This is a genomic window from Haloarcula japonica DSM 6131, from assembly GCF_000336635.1.
In the GTDB taxonomy this organism is placed as follows: Archaea; Halobacteriota; Halobacteria; order Halobacteriales; family Haloarculaceae; genus Haloarcula; species Haloarcula japonica.
The window spans coordinates 164,058-179,845 of the sequence record NZ_AOLY01000039.1; the positions used below are offsets into that span (position 1 = coordinate 164,058).

Consider the following 15,788-nt stretch of genomic DNA (forward strand, 5'->3'; position numbering starts at 1 on the left):
GCAGTTGTGCGCCCACACGTTAGGTCGGCAATACGCCGCCGACCCAGCCCGCAGTCTCGATGATAACCCAGGCGACGAAGGCCGCGTAAGCGCCGAGTAACGCATACGATTCGAGTTCGCTCAACACCAGATCGGTCCGGAGCACGGTAAACAGGAGAATCGTCGCCCCGGTCAGCACGCCGAACATCGGTACGGCCATCGCGAAGTCAACGGTCCACGCCCCGGCGATGAGAACGCCGAGCGGGATGGCGACGAGCAGGTCGAAGGTGTTCGATCCGAGGACGTTCGCGAGCGACGTGACCCCGCGGTCGTCGCGGGCCGCCCGGACGCTGACGAGCGTGTCGGGGAGACTCGTCGCCGCCGCCAGAATCGTCACGCCGAGCAGGAACTCCTGAATGCCGGCGGCCCGACCGATGACCCTGACGGAGTGGACGAGGTTTTCCACAGCCACGAGAATGACAGCCAGGCCCAGCAGGAGGAAAAGCCACTGTCGCCCGACAGAGATACCGGCAGTCCAGTCCTCTTCGGGGTCGTGGTCGGCCGTATCCTGATACTGGATGAAGATGTACAGTCCGTAGAGGGTGATCGGAATCACCGCCAGTGGCCGCGTAATGACGCCCGTGAGCGTCGCCTCGCCGGGGTAGTAGATGACCGCAAGCGCCATCGTGATGAGCAGGACTGAGACGGAAAGCATGTAGAACTGCGCCTCCTTGTAGACGAGCGTCCGGCTCGATTCGAGTTCGTCGTCCGTGGCGACGCCTGCGACTGCGGGGATAATGAGGACGTTGAAGATTGCTGAACCGACGATTGCGCCGACGCCAAGCGGCATCGACCCGCCCAGCGCCGCGACGACGACGGTGGCGACTTCCGGGAAACTGGATCCGACGGCGACGATGATCGCCCCCTGTACGACCTCCGGGAGGCCGTAGTACGTCGCGAGCCGTTCGCTCGATGCTTCGAGCCAGTCACTCCCTTTCCAGATCGCTACCGTCGCGGCGACGATGATCGCAGCCTCGACCAACAGACTGGAAGCCATCAGACAGTCAGTCGACAGCCCGACAGAAAACGTTGCCTGCCGAGCGCGAGTGATACTGTCGGCTGTAAGTCTGGAAAGAATTTCGCTACCGCGAATATCTTACAATAGTTACAGCCAACAGTATGAGAAACGTCTTTGTCCCCGGCCCGAAAGGCGGGCACAATGACGAGCGTCAAGGAATTCCGCGTGGACGAACCGGCGACGGCCGAGGGGCTCGGCCGCGGCGCGTTCGTGTTCACGGACGACTACTCCGTGTTCGACTGGGGCAAGATGCCGGACCAGATCCCCGACAAAGGGGCATCGCTGTGTACGATGGGCGCGTACAACTTCCAGCTACTGGAGGAGAACCACGTTCCGACTCATTACGAGGGCGTCAGGCTCCCAGACAGCGACGAGGTGCTTGACCTCGGCGAGGCGCTGTCGGCCGACGCCGCTCCCAAGGAGATGGTCATCGAACTCACACAGGTCCCGGACCTCCCCTTCGAGGACGGGAGCTACGACTACGACGCCTACCACGCGGGGGCCGACGAGAACTACCTCATCCCGCTGGAGATCGTCTTCCGGAACCGCGTCGGCGTTGGGTCGTCACTTCGGTCCCGGACCGAGCCCGCCGACCACGGTCTCGACTACGACACGTGGCCCGAGGAAGTGGTCGATCTCGATGAGCCAATTGTCGAGTTCTCGACGAAGTACGAGGAACAGGACCGGTACCTCAACCGGGAGGCAGCCGACCGGATCGCCGGCGCGGCTAGCATCGACCGCCTCGAAGAACTGGCTCGGGCGGTCAACCACATCGTCACCGAGCAGGCCGCCGAAGCTGACCTCGTCCACGAGGACGGGAAGATCGAATGCCTCTACTACGACGGGGAGATCCGCGTGGCCGACGTGGTCGGCACCTTCGACGAGAACCGGTTCTCCCACGAAGGCCAACAGGTCTCGAAGGAGGTCATCCGCCAGTACCACAAACGCACCCAGCCTGAATGGGTCGAGGCCGTGAGCGAGGCCAAACAGCAGGCCGACGCGGAGAGCGTCGCCGACTGGAAATCGCTCTGTGCGGAGTCGCCCGAACCGCTCGACGAGAACGTAATCCAAGTCGCGCGGGACCTCTACTGCGCCGGCACGAACGCCTACGTCGGCGGCGACGTGTTCGACGCGCCGTCGCTCGACGATGCCGTCAGCGCCGCTGGTGAACTCTGAGGATTTTAAAAGGATAGCGCCTTTTCAGTCGTCGGCCTCGATCTCACCGTCGTCCTCGGCGACGAATTCGCCGAGCCCGTCGATAGGACGGTCGGGGTTCAGCTGGTCGAGTTTCTCCGGTGCGCCGAGTTGGGCCGAGGTCTCCTCGGGGTCCCGCAGTTTCGTCCGGCCGCGGTGGACGTTCACTTCGTCGTTGAGATGGAGCTTGATAGCCTCGATGAGCGCCTCGGCTTCCAGCGGCTGGCCGATCTGCTGGAGTTCCTCCTCCGTCGCGTCGTCAGGGACGTTGAACGCACGCTGGGTGATGATCGGTCCCTGATCCAGGTCCGTCGTCACGTAGTGGGCCGTGACGCCAGCGATGCGGACACCTTCCTCGATGGCCTGCATGTACGCCGACGCGCCGGGGAAGGCGGGCAGCAGGCTCGGGTGGACGTTGATGATGCGGCTCTCGTAGCGGAAGACGACATCCGGCGAGAGGATGCGCATGTAGCGGGCCAGCGCGATGAGGTCGGCGTCGTACTGCGCGAGCAAGTCGAGCAGTTGGTCCTCGTCCGGCGTCCCCTTCTCGTCGCCGATATCGTGGAACGGGACATCGTACTTGGCCGCCAGCGGTTCAAGGTCGTCGTGATTGCCGATGACCACCTCGATGTCGGCCCCGAGGTCGCCGTTGGCCCAGGCCTCGAAGAGAGCTTCCAGACAGTGGGACTCCTTCGTGACGAGGACGGCGATGGTCTGGGTCTCGCGGTCGGCGGGGAACCGGACCTGCACGTCGACGCCGAGTCCGTCGCCGAGTTCGGTGAGGTCCTCACGGAGCTTCTCCTCCGTCGTCACCATCTCGGAGGTATCGACGCGCATGGTCATCCGGAAGACCCCCTCCCGGACGGCCTGATCGAGGTCCTCGATGTTGATGCTGCGCTCGAACAGGAGCGACGTCACTTCAGCGATGAGACCCGTGTCGTCCTCACCGACGACCGTAATCTCAGTCAGATCGCGAGTCACGATACCCACCTCCGGACAGCGTCGTGATTCATTTGACGCAGAGTCGGCAGTCCCTCGGCAAAAGCCTTCGTTTTCCACCGAGCGTGGACACCAACCCTTTGTGTATTGGTCCGTGTATGTACGGCAGTGATGAGTGATTCGCCGACCGTTCTCTGTGCGCAGCCAGACGCCAGCGAGCGTGCGGAGACGGCCGACGTACTTGCCGATGCTGGACTCGCCGTTGAGGAAGTCGAGTCCGTCGGGACGCTAACTACAGCACTTGACCGGTCGGTCGACTGCGTCGTGACGGCCTTCGACCTCCCGGACGGAGATGGGTTCGACGTGGTAGACGCAGTTCGTTCGGTGAACCCAGCCTGTGTAGTGATCCTCTATACCGAACACGCACCGTCGGATCTCCCCCGCGGCGGTCCCGAACAGGTCGTCGAATACGTGCCGCGGATGGTCCCGGAGTCCCGGGAGCGGCTTGCGGATGTGGCTGCCATGGCTGCCGCCGAGGTAACGCAGGCGGCCTACCCGGTTCCAGAGACCGAGACGGAGCGACTGGCCGCCGTCCAGCAGTACGACGTCGACCAGCTGGCAGCGATTGACGCGTTCGACCGGCTGACGGCGCTCATGACCAGCCACTTCGACATCGACGTGGCCTTCGTCGGCCTCATGGACGAACACGAGGAGCGGTTCGTGGCGTGTGAGGGTGCCAACTGGCGGACCCTCTCCCGCGAGGACGCCATCTGCACCCACACAATTCTCTCGGACGAGACGATGGTCGTCGAAGACACCCACGAAGATCCCCGCTTCGCCGAGGTAGACGCACTGAAACAGCTCGATATCAGGTCCTACGCCGGCGTCCGAATCACAGACAAGCAGGGGAATGCGATCGGCGCAGTCTGTTGCACCGACGGCGAGCCGCGACGCTACACGCAGACAGAGCTAGACGACCTCCAGCGGTTCGCTGACGAGGTCGAGGAACAACTGCTGTTGCGACGCCGACTGCAGGAGGATGCCTGATGTCGCAGCGACGGGACGACCGATACACGTTCGACGGACTGCCACTGAATCCGGTCAGACCGGGGACGAGTCTGCTCGTGACCGGCCCGGTTCTGAGCGGCGCGCGGGAGATGGGACTGCGACTGCTCTGTAGCTCCGACGCCGACGGCGGTACCGTCCTCGTCGCGACGGACAAGGACGCAACGACGATGTTGGAGGACTTCGAGCGCCACGGCGGCGTGCTCGACCGCGAGCGAGTCCGTGTTATCGACTGCGCTCAGGAGAGCGGCGACCTGCCGGAAGACAGCGTGTCTACGGTCAGTACGCCAGCGGACCTGACCGGTATCGGTATCGAGTACTCCGGCCAGTACGAATCGACGTACGCCAGTGGCTACACGCGGGTCCGGACCGGGATCATCACGCTGACGCCGTTGCTCGTCTACAGCGACGATGTCAGAGCGGTGTACCGGTTCCTCAACACGATCACCGGCCGGATCGGAACTGCCGACGGGCTGGGTATCTGCGTGCTCGACCCGAACGCCCACGAGGAGCAGGTCGTCGAAAGCGTGGCACAGTTTTTCGACGGGCGGGTCGACGTTCGCGCCGACCGGGGTGCTCTTGATCTCCGAGTGACCGGCCTGCGCGACCAGCCGACCAACTGGACGCCGGTCGGGACGTGACTGTCGGGAGAACACAAGCGTTTTCTCCGCTGCCCGCTCGCTTGCCAGTAATGACTGCCTTTACCGCGACCGTCACCGTCCGGCTCAAGCGGGGCGTCCTCGACCCCGAGGCCGAGACGACACAACGCTCACTGGAACGCCTCGGCTTCGACCTGAACGACCTCCGCTCGGCGGACGTGTTCGAACTGGACCTCGACGCCGACAGCGCCGACGACGCGGCCGAACGTGCCGAGGAAATGGCCGAGCGGCTCCTGGCGAACCCCACCATCCACGACTACGACATCGAGGTGACCGAGGCAGAATGACCGTCACCTCACTGCTGGCGGCAGTGGCCTGTTCCACGGGGTGGCTCGCGTGACTATTGCCGTCATCCAGTTCGGCGGCTCGAACTGCGACCGCGACGCCGTCCAGGCCCTGGGATCGCTGGGCTTCGACGCCGAACTCGTCTGGCACGAGGACGGCCTTCCGGCGGACGTCGACGGCGTCGTCCTCCCCGGCGGCTTCTCCTACGGCGATTACCTCCGTGCCGGCGCGATGGCCGCCCGCTCGCCCATCATGGCCGAGGTCCGCGAAGCCGCGAGCGAGGGCACGCCGGTGCTGGGCATCTGCAACGGCGCACAGATCGGTTGCGAGTCGTCGCTGACCCCCGGCGCGTTCACGACCAACGAGAGCGCCCGGTTCCAGTGTGAACACGTCTACCTGCGCGTCGAGAACGCCGACACGCCCTGGACCAGCCAGTATGAGGAGGGAGATGTCGTCGAGCTCCCCATCGCCCACGGCGAGGGCCGCTACGAGATTTCCGACGACCGACTGGACGAACTCGAAGCCGAGGACAGGATTCTGTTCAGGTACTGCGACGAGGACGGGACGGTCTCCCCCGAGGCGAACCCGAACGGTTCGAAGCACAGCGTGGCCGGCGTCACCGGCGACGCCGAGCACGTCGCCGTCATGATGCCCCACCCGGAGCGGGCGACACTTTCGGACCTCGGTCGGACCGATGGCCGCGGCGTGCTCACAGGCTTCGCTGACTAGCGTTCGCAGACCCGCCTGTTACTGTGGCGGTTTCATAACCGACTGGGATACATCCGAACGGCCGCACAGCTATCTGGTTTTATTTCAAAGGGGAAGGGACCAGCGGAGCGTGTGACATAGTCCGGCGGCCCCTATGTCCGCTTTGGCGGTCAAGCCGTATAAACACACGCGTACCGGAGTGGAAGTGTAATCGAGGAGAAGAACGCATTTGCCCGTGGCTGGTGGCGATAGAGTGCATCAGTCACTCGCGTCTGCTCTCATCGATGAATCGGCGCTGACGGGGACAGCCCTGCTCGGCTTGTTTCGTGTCGACCACGAGTGGCTACGCTGTCGCTGGTGCCTCTCAGAACGACGAACCGCGAGGGGGGCCGCCACCGCTTTCGCCCATACGGATCTACCAGAACAGAGACGTCGGTTTATCCATCATAAATTATATTTACTGTTGGGCCAACGCTATATCCATGCCGATACAACGACGAGAGTTCATTGCAGCGATAGGAACAGGGGCGTTAGCAACTACCGCCGGGTGTGCCCAGTCCGGGGAAAGCAGCGGCCAGACCGAAGCTGAAACCGAAATGGAATCCGGAGGCGGCGGTCAGCCAGGGGTGGCTGGGGAGACCCTGACGCTTACGACGACGACAAGCACGTACGATACGGGCCTGCTCGACGAGATCCACCCCGACTTCGAGGATATGTACGGCGTGTCGGTCGACGCAGTCGCACAGGGGACCGGTGCAGCCCTCGAATCGGCCCGCAACGGTGACTCGGACATAGTGATGGTCCACGCCCGCGGCCTCGAAGACGAGTTCATGCGCAACGGGTACGGAGTCAACCGTCGGGACCTGATGTTCAACGACTTCGTCATCGTCGGCCCCGAAGACGACCCGGCGGGGATTCAGGGCATGGGTTCGGCGACCGAGGCGCTGACCACTATCGCCGAGTCGGAGGCCCAGTTCGTCTCGCGCGGGGACAACTCCGGCACCCACACCAAGGAACTCAACCTCTGGGAAGCAGCGGGAACCGAGCCGGGCGGCGACTGGTACCAGGAGACCGGGACCGGAATGGGCGAGGCACTGAACGTCGCCAACCAGCAGGGCGCGTACACGCTCTCGGACCGCGGGACGTACATCTCTCAGCGCTCGGAGATCGACCTCGTCATTCTGGTACAGGGGCCGATTGAGGACGGGCCGGAAATCCTCGCGAACCCCTACGGGATTATGGCGGTCAACCCCGGCGTCCACGACAACGCGAACTACGACCTGGCGATGGCATACATCGGATGGATCACCAGCCCCGGCACCCAGGACGCGATTGCGAACTATCAGGTCAACGGCGAACAGCTGTTCTTCCCCGAAGCGGTCTCGGAAAACCCAGACTTCCAGCAGTACGTTCCGGAAGGGTGGAGTAGCGACTCGTCCGACGAGTAAGCGTGCCCCTCGAGTCAGTCGGATACCTGTCGATGGCCGTCGTCGACCTTCCGTTCCGGGAAGGCTACGTGTCGAGTATCATTTACGTCTCGCTGTACGTGAGCGTCATCGCCGTGACGCTGAGCACGCTTTTCAGTCTCCCTATCGCCGTCGTGATGGGGTTTTCCGACTTCCCTGGCAAGCAGTTCGTGAAGTCAGTTATCAACACGGGGATGGGGTTTCCCAGCGTGGTCGTCGGTCTCCTCGTACTGTTCACCGTCTCGAACCAGGGACCGCTGGGGGATCTAGAGCTGATATTCACCAAGGAGGCGATGATCATGTCTCAGTTCGTCCTGGCAACACCGCCGATCACGGCCATCAGCCTCGCGGCCATCAGCGGCGTCGACGAGAACGTCCGCGACGCCGCACACGTTCTCGGCGGAACACGCCTTGACGTAGCACTGGTCGTGCTCAAGGAATCACGATACGGCATCGCGACGGCAGTGCTTGCGGGCTTTGGCCGTGCCATCAGCGAAGTCGGGTCCGTACTCATCGTCGGCGGCAACATCACGAGCGCGAGAGGCATCTCGAAGACCCGAACGCTGACGACCGCGATTCAGCTTGAAGCCCGGCAGGGGCAGTACGAGACGGCGATGATCCTCGGGGCCGTGCTGGTCACGCTCGTGTTGACGGTCAACGCTATCGTCGTCCGGCTGGGCGACCAGGGGGTACAGCGATAATGCTCGAAGTCACGGACGTGTCACACGCCTACGGGGACGACTACGTGTTCCGGGATCTCTCGGTCGGAATCGAACCCGGCGAGGTCGTCGCCGTCATCGGCCCGTCGGGCGTCGGGAAGACGACGCTGCTCCGACTGCTTGCGTTCTCATTAGAGCCTGACGACGGGACGGTCACCTTTGACGGCACGGACGTGTGGGCCGTCGACGAGGCGACGCGGCTCTCGTTGCGCCGACGCATCGGCATGGTGTTTCAGGAGGCGAGCCTATTCGACGCACCGGTCGCTCGCAACGTCGAATACGGGCTTCGCATCCGCAAGTCGTGGGCAGCCCGGCTGCAGCACGAACTACAGTCGGTAGTTCGCTCGAACGGCACCGCGGACGCCGTTCGCGAGGCCCTCGATGTCGTCGGGCTAACCGACAAGATGGACCAGCACGCGGACTCGCTCTCGGGCGGCGAGGCCCAGCGGGTGTCGTTCGCTCGCGCGCTGGCCTACGACCCGGACATACTGTTGCTCGACGAGCCGACATCGGACCTGGACCCACGGAACACCGCAGTTATCGAGGACGCGATTGCCGAGGCCCGGAACCGGGGTATCGGCGTCGTGGTGGCGACACACGACATGCACCAGGCGGAGCGGGTCGCGGACCGGGTTGCAGTGCTACTCGACGAGCAGATAACCGAAATAGCCCCGACGGAAGTGATTTTCCAGAACCCGTCGGATCACCGCACCCAGAAGTTCATCTCGGGCGAACTGGTCTACTGAGAGCCTCCTACCGAACTCCGGCCAGTGTGAGACAGGGTCGGTCGGCGGCAATACCTTTATCGGGGAACGACATTGTCGAGATATGGATGCGACTGCGGACGTCGAAGTGCAACTGGAGCAGGGCGACGTGGCGCTGACCGCCCGCGACCGAACGCTCCTGCAGGCGGTCGCCGCCCATGGATCGCTGAACGCCGCCGCCGACGCGTTGAACCGATCCTACGCCCACGCCCAGCGCCGTATCGTGGAACTGGAAGACGCGTTCGGTCCACTGGTCGACCGCAGTCGCGGTGGGAGCGGTGGCGGCGGCAGCGAACTGACGACCGCTGCCGAGCAACTGCTGGCCCGCTTTCAGCGACTGCAGGCCGAGTTCGACGGGGTGGCGACGGCAGCGGAGACAGTCCTTCAGGGGACGGTCGTAGACCGGGACGGCGAACTGGCAACCGTCGAGACACCGCCGGGGACGGTCCGAGCCATCGTCGACACCGAGGCGGGTCCCGGCGACGCGGTGGAGGTCGGTATCCGTGCTGACACGGTGACGCTGAACGCACCGCACGAGGCCCCCGAACCGGCGGGGACGAGTGCGAGGAATCAGTTCGCAGGCACCGTCGAGCGTATCGACGAGGGAACCGCTATCGCACTGGTCGCACTGGCGGTCGACCCGGACACAACGCTGTCGGCGCTGGTGACTGACACGAGCCTCGAGAAACTCGACATCACTACAGGTGCGGAGCTTGTCGCCTCGTTCAAAGCGACCGCAACCGTTGGCGTCATTCCGGCTATCGAACAGCCAGGGTCGGACGACTCGCCGTGAGCGAACCGAAAAAGTCCTCCGGCAACAGCCTCAGAGACCCCAGCCGGACGGCAGCAGGTCGGATTGGCAGGCACTGCAGGCGACCATCCCATCGTCATCGATACACTGCCGCCGTTCACCGCACAGGTCACATTCCGTAACCGTCCCGCGTGTATTGAAACTGCGCCTGTCCTGGTCACCGTTCGGGGTCATATCGAACAGTCTTAGGTGCGAGAGCCGGATAAGAGTTGGTCGACAGGCCGTCACACGGTTCCCGAGGGATCCCGGGGTTACCGGGCGAGCGGGAGCGAGTAGCTGCGTTCGCGTTCGATGACGGCGTCCCACGTCGCTTCGCACTCGCAGCTGACCTGCTCGAACACCGACGGATCCTGTCGGAGGTCGAAGTCCTTGATAGCGCGCTGGACCTTGTCGTCACACTCGCCGCAGTTGTGCGGGCCGCGGTCGCTGCCGTGGCCAACGGGGTCCGAGACGACGATGACGTCCTCGTCAGCGGTCGACTCCAGCACATCGGCGACCGACCAGAGCCACGGCGGCCGGTAGCCGCCGTCGTGGTACAGCTCCTCGACCATCGTATAGCGCTGGACGTTACAGGGGTTCATCGAGACGGTGTGACAGCCATCGACGGCCGCACACCGGCGCACCGACCGCTTCATGTCTTCGACGGCCTCGGCTTCGGAGAGGAACGGCGGCTTCATCAGCAGGTACGCCTTGACGCCGGCACCGGCGTCCTGTGCCGCCTCGGAGGCTTCCTCGAAGTCGGCGAAGTCGAAGTACTTGTTCACGCAGTCGTGGCGCACGCGGTCGGTCGCCGTCTCCAGACCCACCGCCACATCCGTCTCTAGACCCACGTCGACGAAGTCGCCGACCGTCTCCTCGTCGACGAAGTCCGGCAGCGACTCGACGACGATCCGCTCGCGGTCCGCGAACGTCTCGGCGATAGCCTGACGTGTTTCCGCCGGGACTTCGCGCTCGTCGAGGAAGCTCCCGGACGTGTAGATCTTGATGAGACCGCTCTGTTCGTCGCTGTTCTCGCTCTCGTGGTCCAGACAGTGCTGGATCTGGGCCATGAGGTCCTCATGGGCAACGGTCCCACCTTCGACGCTCTCGGCGACGTAACCGCACATCGTACAGCCGCCGGCGCGGGCCCACCGGCAGCCGCCGGTGTTCAGGATGATAGTCAGGCTCTGGTAGACACCATCGGGTGTGTTGTCCTCGTCGAGCCACACGCGGGTCGGCTCGCGAGGGTCGTAGGTGGAGTCGTTGCGCGACCGGATGTCACGCATCACGGAGTTGTGGGCGTCCATGCCCTTGCCCTCCTCGTAGACTTCAGGACTGGGCTTGCTCATTGGGGCGAGGTAGCCGATGAGCGCGTAAAGCCGCTTCGTTACCGCCGGGATTGTGGGTCGGTCTGATTGGAAAGTACGCCGGTTCGGTGGGTCACGAACCACACCAACCCGGCCATCGCGGCCCCGACGGAGTTAGCGAAGAAATCAGCGCCGCTGGTTCCGCGCGAGGGGACGAATCCCTGGAAGAGTTCCACTCCGGCCCCAAAGAGAACCGCGACGGCCGCCAGCGCCGCCACCGTGACCCAACCGTGTGCGCGTCGCCCCCACGCCAGCACCGCCGTGAGCGTGCCGTAGCTCGCCGCGTGAACCCACTTGTCGAGTGGCACGCCGAGCAACAGAGGGATCTGCTCGCTCGGCCCCTCGGGAATGGGGAGCAGCGAGGTGACGAGTATCAACAGGGAGAACCCGACAGCGGGCAGGTACCGACGCCGTCCCGACCAGTCCATATCGGCGGTTGTCGCGGCCGTCAAAAAAGTCGCGCGATCAGACGGAGATGCCAGCCGAGTCCCCGGTAGCCGGTAGATGCGGTGTTACTGCTCTTCGGTGTGGCGCATCTGGACGGCGATACCGCGAGTCGAGGACTGCATCTCCGGGCCGCTCATCTGAGCGCGACCGACGCCAAAGGCCGCATCGCCCCGAATCACCACGTCGTCGCCGACACGGATATCGTCGCTAGCATCGGTGATGCCCGGCGCAAGCACCGAGCCGTGGGGGACGAACGGCTCGATTTCGACGGTTTTCGTTGGTACGTCGCTCTCGACCCAACGGCGCGCTCCGGCGGTGGTCAGCGAGAGCACGCCATACTGCTGGGCGAGCGCGGCCAACTGCTCGCCGTCTGCGTCGTCAGCACGAAGTTGCGGATACCGGCCTTGCGTCGAGAGGTCGTCGAACAGTTCGTCGCCCGCGCCTTCGCCGAACTGGTAGTCCGCGACAGCACGGATGGTGTTGTGTTCGCGTTCTCGTTTCGGATAGCGGTCCCAGCCCTCCAGTTCGGCAGCGAGGTTCCCCAGTGAATCCGCCGTCGTCGGGTGGTCGGTGACCGTATAGATGAACTCCCGGTCCAGTGAATCGGCCACGCGCTCGCAGATTTCGCGGTAGCCTTCGCCGGGTACGTGGGCAATAATCTCCGGGTAGTCGGTGCCTTCTAAGTAGCGTTCGAGCACGCGGCTGACGAACTCGATCTCGGTGGCGGTCCAGTTGCCCGTGACGACGGAGTCGTAGTGCTGGGCGGGGTAGGTGAGTTCGAGTTCCTGTGGGACGACGCCGATAGGTGAGGTCATCGAGACGACGTGGGCGCGCCACTTGATGGCGTCGTGGTACTGTTTGTGGCTCTGGGAGTCGCTGTAGGGCTTACGCGCGGAGCAGGGAACCAGCACGAGCGGCCGGTCGTCGAAACGCGGCACGTAGCGGTCGGTGACCCGCTCGGCGAAGCGCTGAATCTCGACCCGCCGGAGCGAGTCGTCACTGGCCGCCGAGAGGTCGGCCCGTCGGATGAGCGGCGTTCGTTCCTCTAGGTAGCCGTATTCCTGATCCAGCCGTCGGAACGTCGCGGTGAGCCAGTTGTCCTGTCTGGCCTGTCCCTCGACGTAGTCACGGAGGCGACCGTCGCGAATCCGGCGGCGGACGCGCCGGAGTTCCGCAGCGAGCGCGTTGACGTTGTGTTCGACGCAGTCTTCGCGGTCGAACTCCTCGCGGGGCTGCTGGCAAGCCGGGCACGCACACGGGAGTTCATCGAGGTCTTCGAGGAAGTACGCCTCGTCGGTCGTGAGATAGCGGCCCTCGGTCCCGCGGATGACGGCGCGGTCGGGGTCGACAAGGTCGACACCGGCGTAGACGAGCGTCGCAACATTTCGCGGCGTGGCGACGCCGGGCAGGTAGAGCGCGGTGTCGGCGGGGATACTCTCCCGAACAGTGGTGACGGCGTCGACGAACGCCGACGCGTGCCCGACGTAGCCGGGCGCACCGGCAAGCACGTAGGCGTCACTGCCGTGGTCGGCCGCGGTATCGGGCGAAACGACGGCCGCGCTCGGGAACGTGACATCTGGATAGTCGACGGCGAAGGCCTCGGCGACTTCATCCGGGGTGCCGGCGGGGAGTCCACGATGTGGCAAAACGGTGAGCAGCGAGTCGTCGCCGTCGGGGGCGTCTCGCTCGGTGGACCAGCGGCTTCCGGCGTCATCAAGGACATGTCGACAGTTGCCCGGCGTCTCGGTGTCCACGTCGTCGACCAGCGCCGGCGTCGTCACGGAGTCGGCGAGGCGTAACTCACCCACTCGCGCGGCGCTGTCGCGCTCGTGGACCTCGAAGTAGTCGGTCATGCAATGGCGTCAGCCACGCGCAACCAACTATCTTGCCTTTGGACCAGCACCGCCCCCCCGTGACCGAAGGGCGGTTCAAATTCAGCATACGTCGCTCCGGTCGGTAGTTATGTGGCCATGATTATCGCGAACAGGTCGCTATCCACTGATTAACTGGACCCTAACTAAATCTATAGGAGACGACCGGCCACTCGTGCAGCGACAGACACGACGAGACGTGTTGATCGCCCTCTCGGGGGCAGCCGCAGCGCTGGGTGGCTGTTCGACTGTCCTTCCGTCGGGCAACTCCGACGCCAGAGCCGCAACGGAGGAGATGGAACCGACACCAACTGAACAGATATCCGAGTCAACAACGGAAAGCAGGCCCGCGATGTTCGTCCATCTCGACACACTGGCTGGGATACGGTCCCGTATCGAGAACGGAGACAGCCCGTGGACAGGGGCCCACGAGGCCTTTATGAACGATGTCCGTGATGCGATGGCAGCGGATCCCGAGAGTGTCACGGACAACGGCGACGGTCACGAGTTCAAAACGAAAGGGCCCAAAAACCCCGCAGAACGCAAGGACTACGTCGCCGCCATCAGGACGGGGGATCGGATCCGTGACCTCGGCCTCGCCTATCAGTACACCGGCGCGGACCAGTACGCCGAGAAAGCTATCGAACTGCTTGACCACTGGTTCCTGCGGTCGGAGACCTACATGGCGCCCGTCAAAACAAACAGCATCGAACAGTACATCACACTCCCGAAAATGTGGTGGGGTGCGGAACTCGTTCGCGGCCACGAGGCGTGGAACGATGACAGCGTCGGCTCGGAGACCGACCTACAGAAGTGGGTCCAGACGTTCTTAGACGACGTTGGGCATAATGTTCCGACCGAGATGGGGCAACAGAACATCTTCAACTGGCAGGAGATGACCCACGCCGCCGGGGCTGTGTATCTCCGGGACTGGGACCGGTTCCGAAACGCTATGCAACGGAACCGTGAGACCGGCTTCAACCAACTCCGCGAGGACGGTTTGCTGGAGAACGAGATCATTCGCGCATCGAGTCTGGCGTACTCGCTGTACGCGGCGAAGGCACTGGTCACCGCCGCGGAACTCAGCCGACTCTATGCCGACAAGCTCGATGGCCCCACGCTGTACGAGTACCAGAAATTCGACGGCGACAAAGGGGCGATCGAGCGGATTCTCGACGCCCACGCGCCATACGTGGGTGACCCAGAGGCATGGGAAGCGATGGGCGAGGGCGACCCCGACCGGTTCGTCAACAATGACGGCTTCCCCGCCAGAAAACAGGAATCGGCGTCCTCGCTGTACGAGGTGGCCTATTCGTACTACGAAAAAGACGCGTATCTGGAAGCACTCAAACAGAGCGGACAGCCGGTGAAGAACGTCCCGACATACGTCTCGGCACAGCAGGCGGCAATCGACAACCCCGACCGGCCGCATCGGGACGAACGCATTCTCGGTTGGACGACGTTCACACACGGTGAGCGGTTCCAGCTGGACGTGTAACGGCGTCGTTCCCGAGAACGCACACCGCCACGCTTTGGATGGCAGCGGCCCCAGAGCCGGTATGGATGTAGTCGTAACCGGTGGCCGAGGCAGTTCCGGTCGCTGGATCGTCGACAGCCTCGCCGGACCGCACGACGTAACAGTTCTTGACCGACGACTCCCCGACGAGGGTGGTCATCCGGCCGTCGACTACCAAGCGCTCGATCTGACAGATGCCGGGAGCGTCTTCGACGCGCTCACCGCCAGCGACCCGGACGCGGTGATCCACTGGGCGGCGATTCCGGTCGCCGGGAACCACCCTGGAGTAGACCTGTTTCAAAACAACGCACTGGCAGCGCATAACGTCCTCTCGGCGGCTGGCCGCGTCGGCGCTGACGTGGTGCAGGGCTCTTCAGATGGCGCATACGGTTTCTTCTTCGCCGAGGAGACACCCGTGCCGGACGAACTCCCGATCACAGAAGAGCACGCGCGCAGGCCCGAAGACGACTACGGGCTCTCGAAGGTCGTCACCGAGGAGATCGGGAAGACAATCGCTCGTCGAGACGGTATCTCGGTGGCATCGATTCGCCCCTCGTGGATACAGATTCCCGGTGAGTACCCCTGTCGAGACGAGGAGTACGTCGACGACCTCGCAGCCGGCGCGGGCAACTACTGGTCGTACGTGGACGTACGGGACGTGGTCGATCTCGTAGAGGCCGCGCTCAGGGCCGAGATAGACGGTCACGAGGCGTTCAACTGCGTGGGACCCGACAACGCGCTGGGCCGGCCGCTGGTCGACCTCATGCAAGAGCAGTACGGTAGCGTTCCGGATGACTGTACGGTCGAGGGGGACGCCGCGGCGTACTCGACGGCCAAAGCCACGGAGCTGTTGGGCTGGGAACCGACCCGTTCCTGGCGCGAGGCCGCCGATGAAGACGTGGACGTCCCGACGGTCTGACTCGCGGTCAAGACAATTGCGT

Annotated in this window: 17 protein-coding genes; 11 read left to right on the plus strand and 6 right to left on the minus strand. The window is 64.0% G+C overall.

The annotated features are described in order from the left end of the window. Positions 1–19 precede the first annotated feature (19 nt). Positions 20–1,036: a sodium:calcium antiporter gene (locus C444_RS15220; protein WP_004593880.1), complete on the minus strand. Its 1,017-nt coding sequence runs from the start codon at positions 1,034–1,036 to the stop codon at positions 20–22. 162 nt (positions 1,037–1,198) lie between these two features. Here C444_RS15220 and C444_RS15225 point away from each other — a divergent pair, with 162 nt between their 5' ends. Next, positions 1,199–2,233, plus strand: coding sequence for a phosphoribosylaminoimidazolesuccinocarboxamide synthase (locus C444_RS15225; RefSeq protein ID WP_004593881.1), 1,035 nt, complete (start codon positions 1,199–1,201; stop codon positions 2,231–2,233). Between the two features lie 24 nt (positions 2,234–2,257). Here the strand turns inward: C444_RS15225 and C444_RS15230 are convergent, their stop codons facing one another. Next, entirely contained in the window at positions 2,258–3,241 is a 984-nt protein-coding gene (locus tag C444_RS15230) for a formyltetrahydrofolate deformylase (protein WP_004593882.1), read from the minus strand. Positions 3,242–3,361: 120 nt separating this feature from the next. On the opposite strand from C444_RS15230, the gene C444_RS15235 reads away from it, so the two are divergent. The 8 genes from C444_RS15235 to C444_RS15270 all read left to right on the plus strand — a co-directional run bounded on the left by C444_RS15235 (position 3,362) and on the right by C444_RS15270 (position 9,649). Next, positions 3,362–4,237 carry a GAF domain-containing protein gene (locus C444_RS15235; RefSeq protein WP_004593883.1) on the plus strand — a complete coding sequence of 292 codons (876 nt, stop codon included), beginning with the start codon at positions 3,362–3,364 and terminating at the stop codon, positions 4,235–4,237. Continuing rightward, entirely contained in the window at positions 4,237–4,896 is a 660-nt protein-coding gene (locus C444_RS15240; protein ID WP_004593884.1) for a DUF7504 family protein, read from the plus strand. The genes C444_RS15235 and C444_RS15240 overlap by 1 nt, the downstream gene beginning before the upstream one ends. Before the next feature lie 50 nt (positions 4,897–4,946). After that, positions 4,947–5,201, plus strand: a complete 255-nt coding sequence (gene purS, locus C444_RS15245; protein ID WP_004518491.1) for a phosphoribosylformylglycinamidine synthase subunit PurS — start codon at positions 4,947–4,949, stop codon at positions 5,199–5,201. Positions 5,202–5,250: 49 nt separating this feature from the next. After that, on the plus strand, positions 5,251–5,928 hold the full coding sequence (gene purQ / locus C444_RS15250; protein WP_004593885.1) for a phosphoribosylformylglycinamidine synthase I: 678 nt from the start codon (positions 5,251–5,253) through the stop codon (positions 5,926–5,928). A 461-nt stretch (positions 5,929–6,389) separates the two neighbouring features. Then, a complete protein-coding gene (locus tag C444_RS15255) occupies positions 6,390–7,355 on the plus strand; it encodes a substrate-binding domain-containing protein (protein ID WP_049909549.1) in 966 nt (321 codons plus the stop codon). Positions 7,356–7,387: 32 nt separating this feature from the next. Then, positions 7,388–8,074, plus strand: coding sequence for an ABC transporter permease (locus tag C444_RS15260; protein ID WP_004593887.1), 687 nt, complete (start codon positions 7,388–7,390; stop codon positions 8,072–8,074). Then, complete coding sequence (locus C444_RS15265; protein ID WP_004593888.1) at positions 8,074–8,838, plus strand: ABC transporter ATP-binding protein; 765 nt, start codon at positions 8,074–8,076, stop codon at positions 8,836–8,838. The genes C444_RS15260 and C444_RS15265 overlap by 1 nt, the downstream gene beginning before the upstream one ends. 82 nt (positions 8,839–8,920) lie before the next feature. Further along, positions 8,921–9,649 (plus strand): TOBE domain-containing protein, encoded by a 729-nt coding sequence (locus tag C444_RS15270; protein WP_004593889.1) that lies wholly within the window; start codon positions 8,921–8,923, stop codon positions 9,647–9,649. Positions 9,650–9,679: 30 nt separating this feature from the next. On the opposite strand, the gene C444_RS22415 is transcribed toward C444_RS15270, so the two are convergent. The 4 genes from C444_RS22415 to arcS all read right to left on the minus strand — a co-directional run bounded on the left by C444_RS22415 (position 9,680) and on the right by arcS (position 13,313). Further along, the gene (locus C444_RS22415; protein ID WP_167320814.1) at positions 9,680–9,841 is read right to left on the minus strand and encodes a hypothetical protein; all 162 of its coding nucleotides are present in this window, start codon (positions 9,839–9,841) and stop codon (positions 9,680–9,682) included. Between the two features lie 77 nt (positions 9,842–9,918). Beyond that, the gene (locus C444_RS15275) at positions 9,919–10,995 is read right to left on the minus strand and encodes an archaeosine biosynthesis radical SAM protein RaSEA (RefSeq protein WP_004593890.1); all 1,077 of its coding nucleotides are present in this window, start codon (positions 10,993–10,995) and stop codon (positions 9,919–9,921) included. A 38-nt stretch (positions 10,996–11,033) separates the two neighbouring features. Then, positions 11,034–11,441, minus strand: coding sequence for a VanZ family protein (locus C444_RS15280; RefSeq protein ID WP_004593891.1), 408 nt, complete (start codon positions 11,439–11,441; stop codon positions 11,034–11,036). Positions 11,442–11,525: 84 nt separating this feature from the next. Further along, complete coding sequence (gene arcS, locus C444_RS15285) at positions 11,526–13,313, minus strand: archaeosine synthase subunit alpha (protein WP_004593892.1); 1,788 nt, start codon at positions 13,311–13,313, stop codon at positions 11,526–11,528. A 370-nt stretch (positions 13,314–13,683) separates the two neighbouring features. Here arcS and C444_RS15290 point away from each other — a divergent pair, with 370 nt between their 5' ends. Then, positions 13,684–14,829, plus strand: a complete 1,146-nt coding sequence (locus C444_RS15290; protein WP_193363360.1) for an alginate lyase family protein — start codon at positions 13,684–13,686, stop codon at positions 14,827–14,829. A 61-nt stretch (positions 14,830–14,890) separates the two neighbouring features. Next, positions 14,891–15,766 (plus strand): NAD-dependent epimerase/dehydratase family protein, encoded by an 876-nt coding sequence (locus C444_RS15295; RefSeq protein WP_004593897.1) that lies wholly within the window; start codon positions 14,891–14,893, stop codon positions 15,764–15,766. Positions 15,767–15,788: the final 22 nt, after the last annotated feature.

Bases quoted from the DNA above. Each gene is read 5' to 3' on its own strand.
- C444_RS15220 (WP_004593880.1), bottom strand. From the start codon at position 1,036: ATGGCTTCCAGTCTGTTGGTCGAGGCTGCGATCATCGTCGCCGCGACG.
- C444_RS15225 (WP_004593881.1), top strand. From the start codon at position 1,199: ATGACGAGCGTCAAGGAATTCCGCGTGGACGAACCGGCGACGGCCGAG.
- C444_RS15235 (WP_004593883.1), top strand. From the start codon at position 3,362: ATGAGTGATTCGCCGACCGTTCTCTGTGCGCAGCCAGACGCCAGCGAG.
- C444_RS15240 (WP_004593884.1), top strand. From the start codon at position 4,237: ATGTCGCAGCGACGGGACGACCGATACACGTTCGACGGACTGCCACTG.
- purS (WP_004518491.1), top strand. From the start codon at position 4,947: ATGACTGCCTTTACCGCGACCGTCACCGTCCGGCTCAAGCGGGGCGTC.
- C444_RS15255 (WP_049909549.1), top strand. From the start codon at position 6,390: ATGCCGATACAACGACGAGAGTTCATTGCAGCGATAGGAACAGGGGCG.
- C444_RS15260 (WP_004593887.1), top strand. From the start codon at position 7,388: ATGGCCGTCGTCGACCTTCCGTTCCGGGAAGGCTACGTGTCGAGTATC.
- C444_RS15265 (WP_004593888.1), top strand. From the start codon at position 8,074: ATGCTCGAAGTCACGGACGTGTCACACGCCTACGGGGACGACTACGTG.
- C444_RS15270 (WP_004593889.1), top strand. From the start codon at position 8,921: ATGGATGCGACTGCGGACGTCGAAGTGCAACTGGAGCAGGGCGACGTG.
- C444_RS22415 (WP_167320814.1), bottom strand. From the start codon at position 9,841: ATGACCCCGAACGGTGACCAGGACAGGCGCAGTTTCAATACACGCGGG.
- C444_RS15275 (WP_004593890.1), bottom strand. From the start codon at position 10,995: ATGAGCAAGCCCAGTCCTGAAGTCTACGAGGAGGGCAAGGGCATGGAC.
- C444_RS15280 (WP_004593891.1), bottom strand. From the start codon at position 11,441: ATGGACTGGTCGGGACGGCGTCGGTACCTGCCCGCTGTCGGGTTCTCC.
- arcS (WP_004593892.1), bottom strand. From the start codon at position 13,313: ATGACCGACTACTTCGAGGTCCACGAGCGCGACAGCGCCGCGCGAGTG.
- C444_RS15290 (WP_193363360.1), top strand. From the start codon at position 13,684: ATGTTCGTCCATCTCGACACACTGGCTGGGATACGGTCCCGTATCGAG.
- C444_RS15295 (WP_004593897.1), top strand. From the start codon at position 14,891: ATGGATGTAGTCGTAACCGGTGGCCGAGGCAGTTCCGGTCGCTGGATC.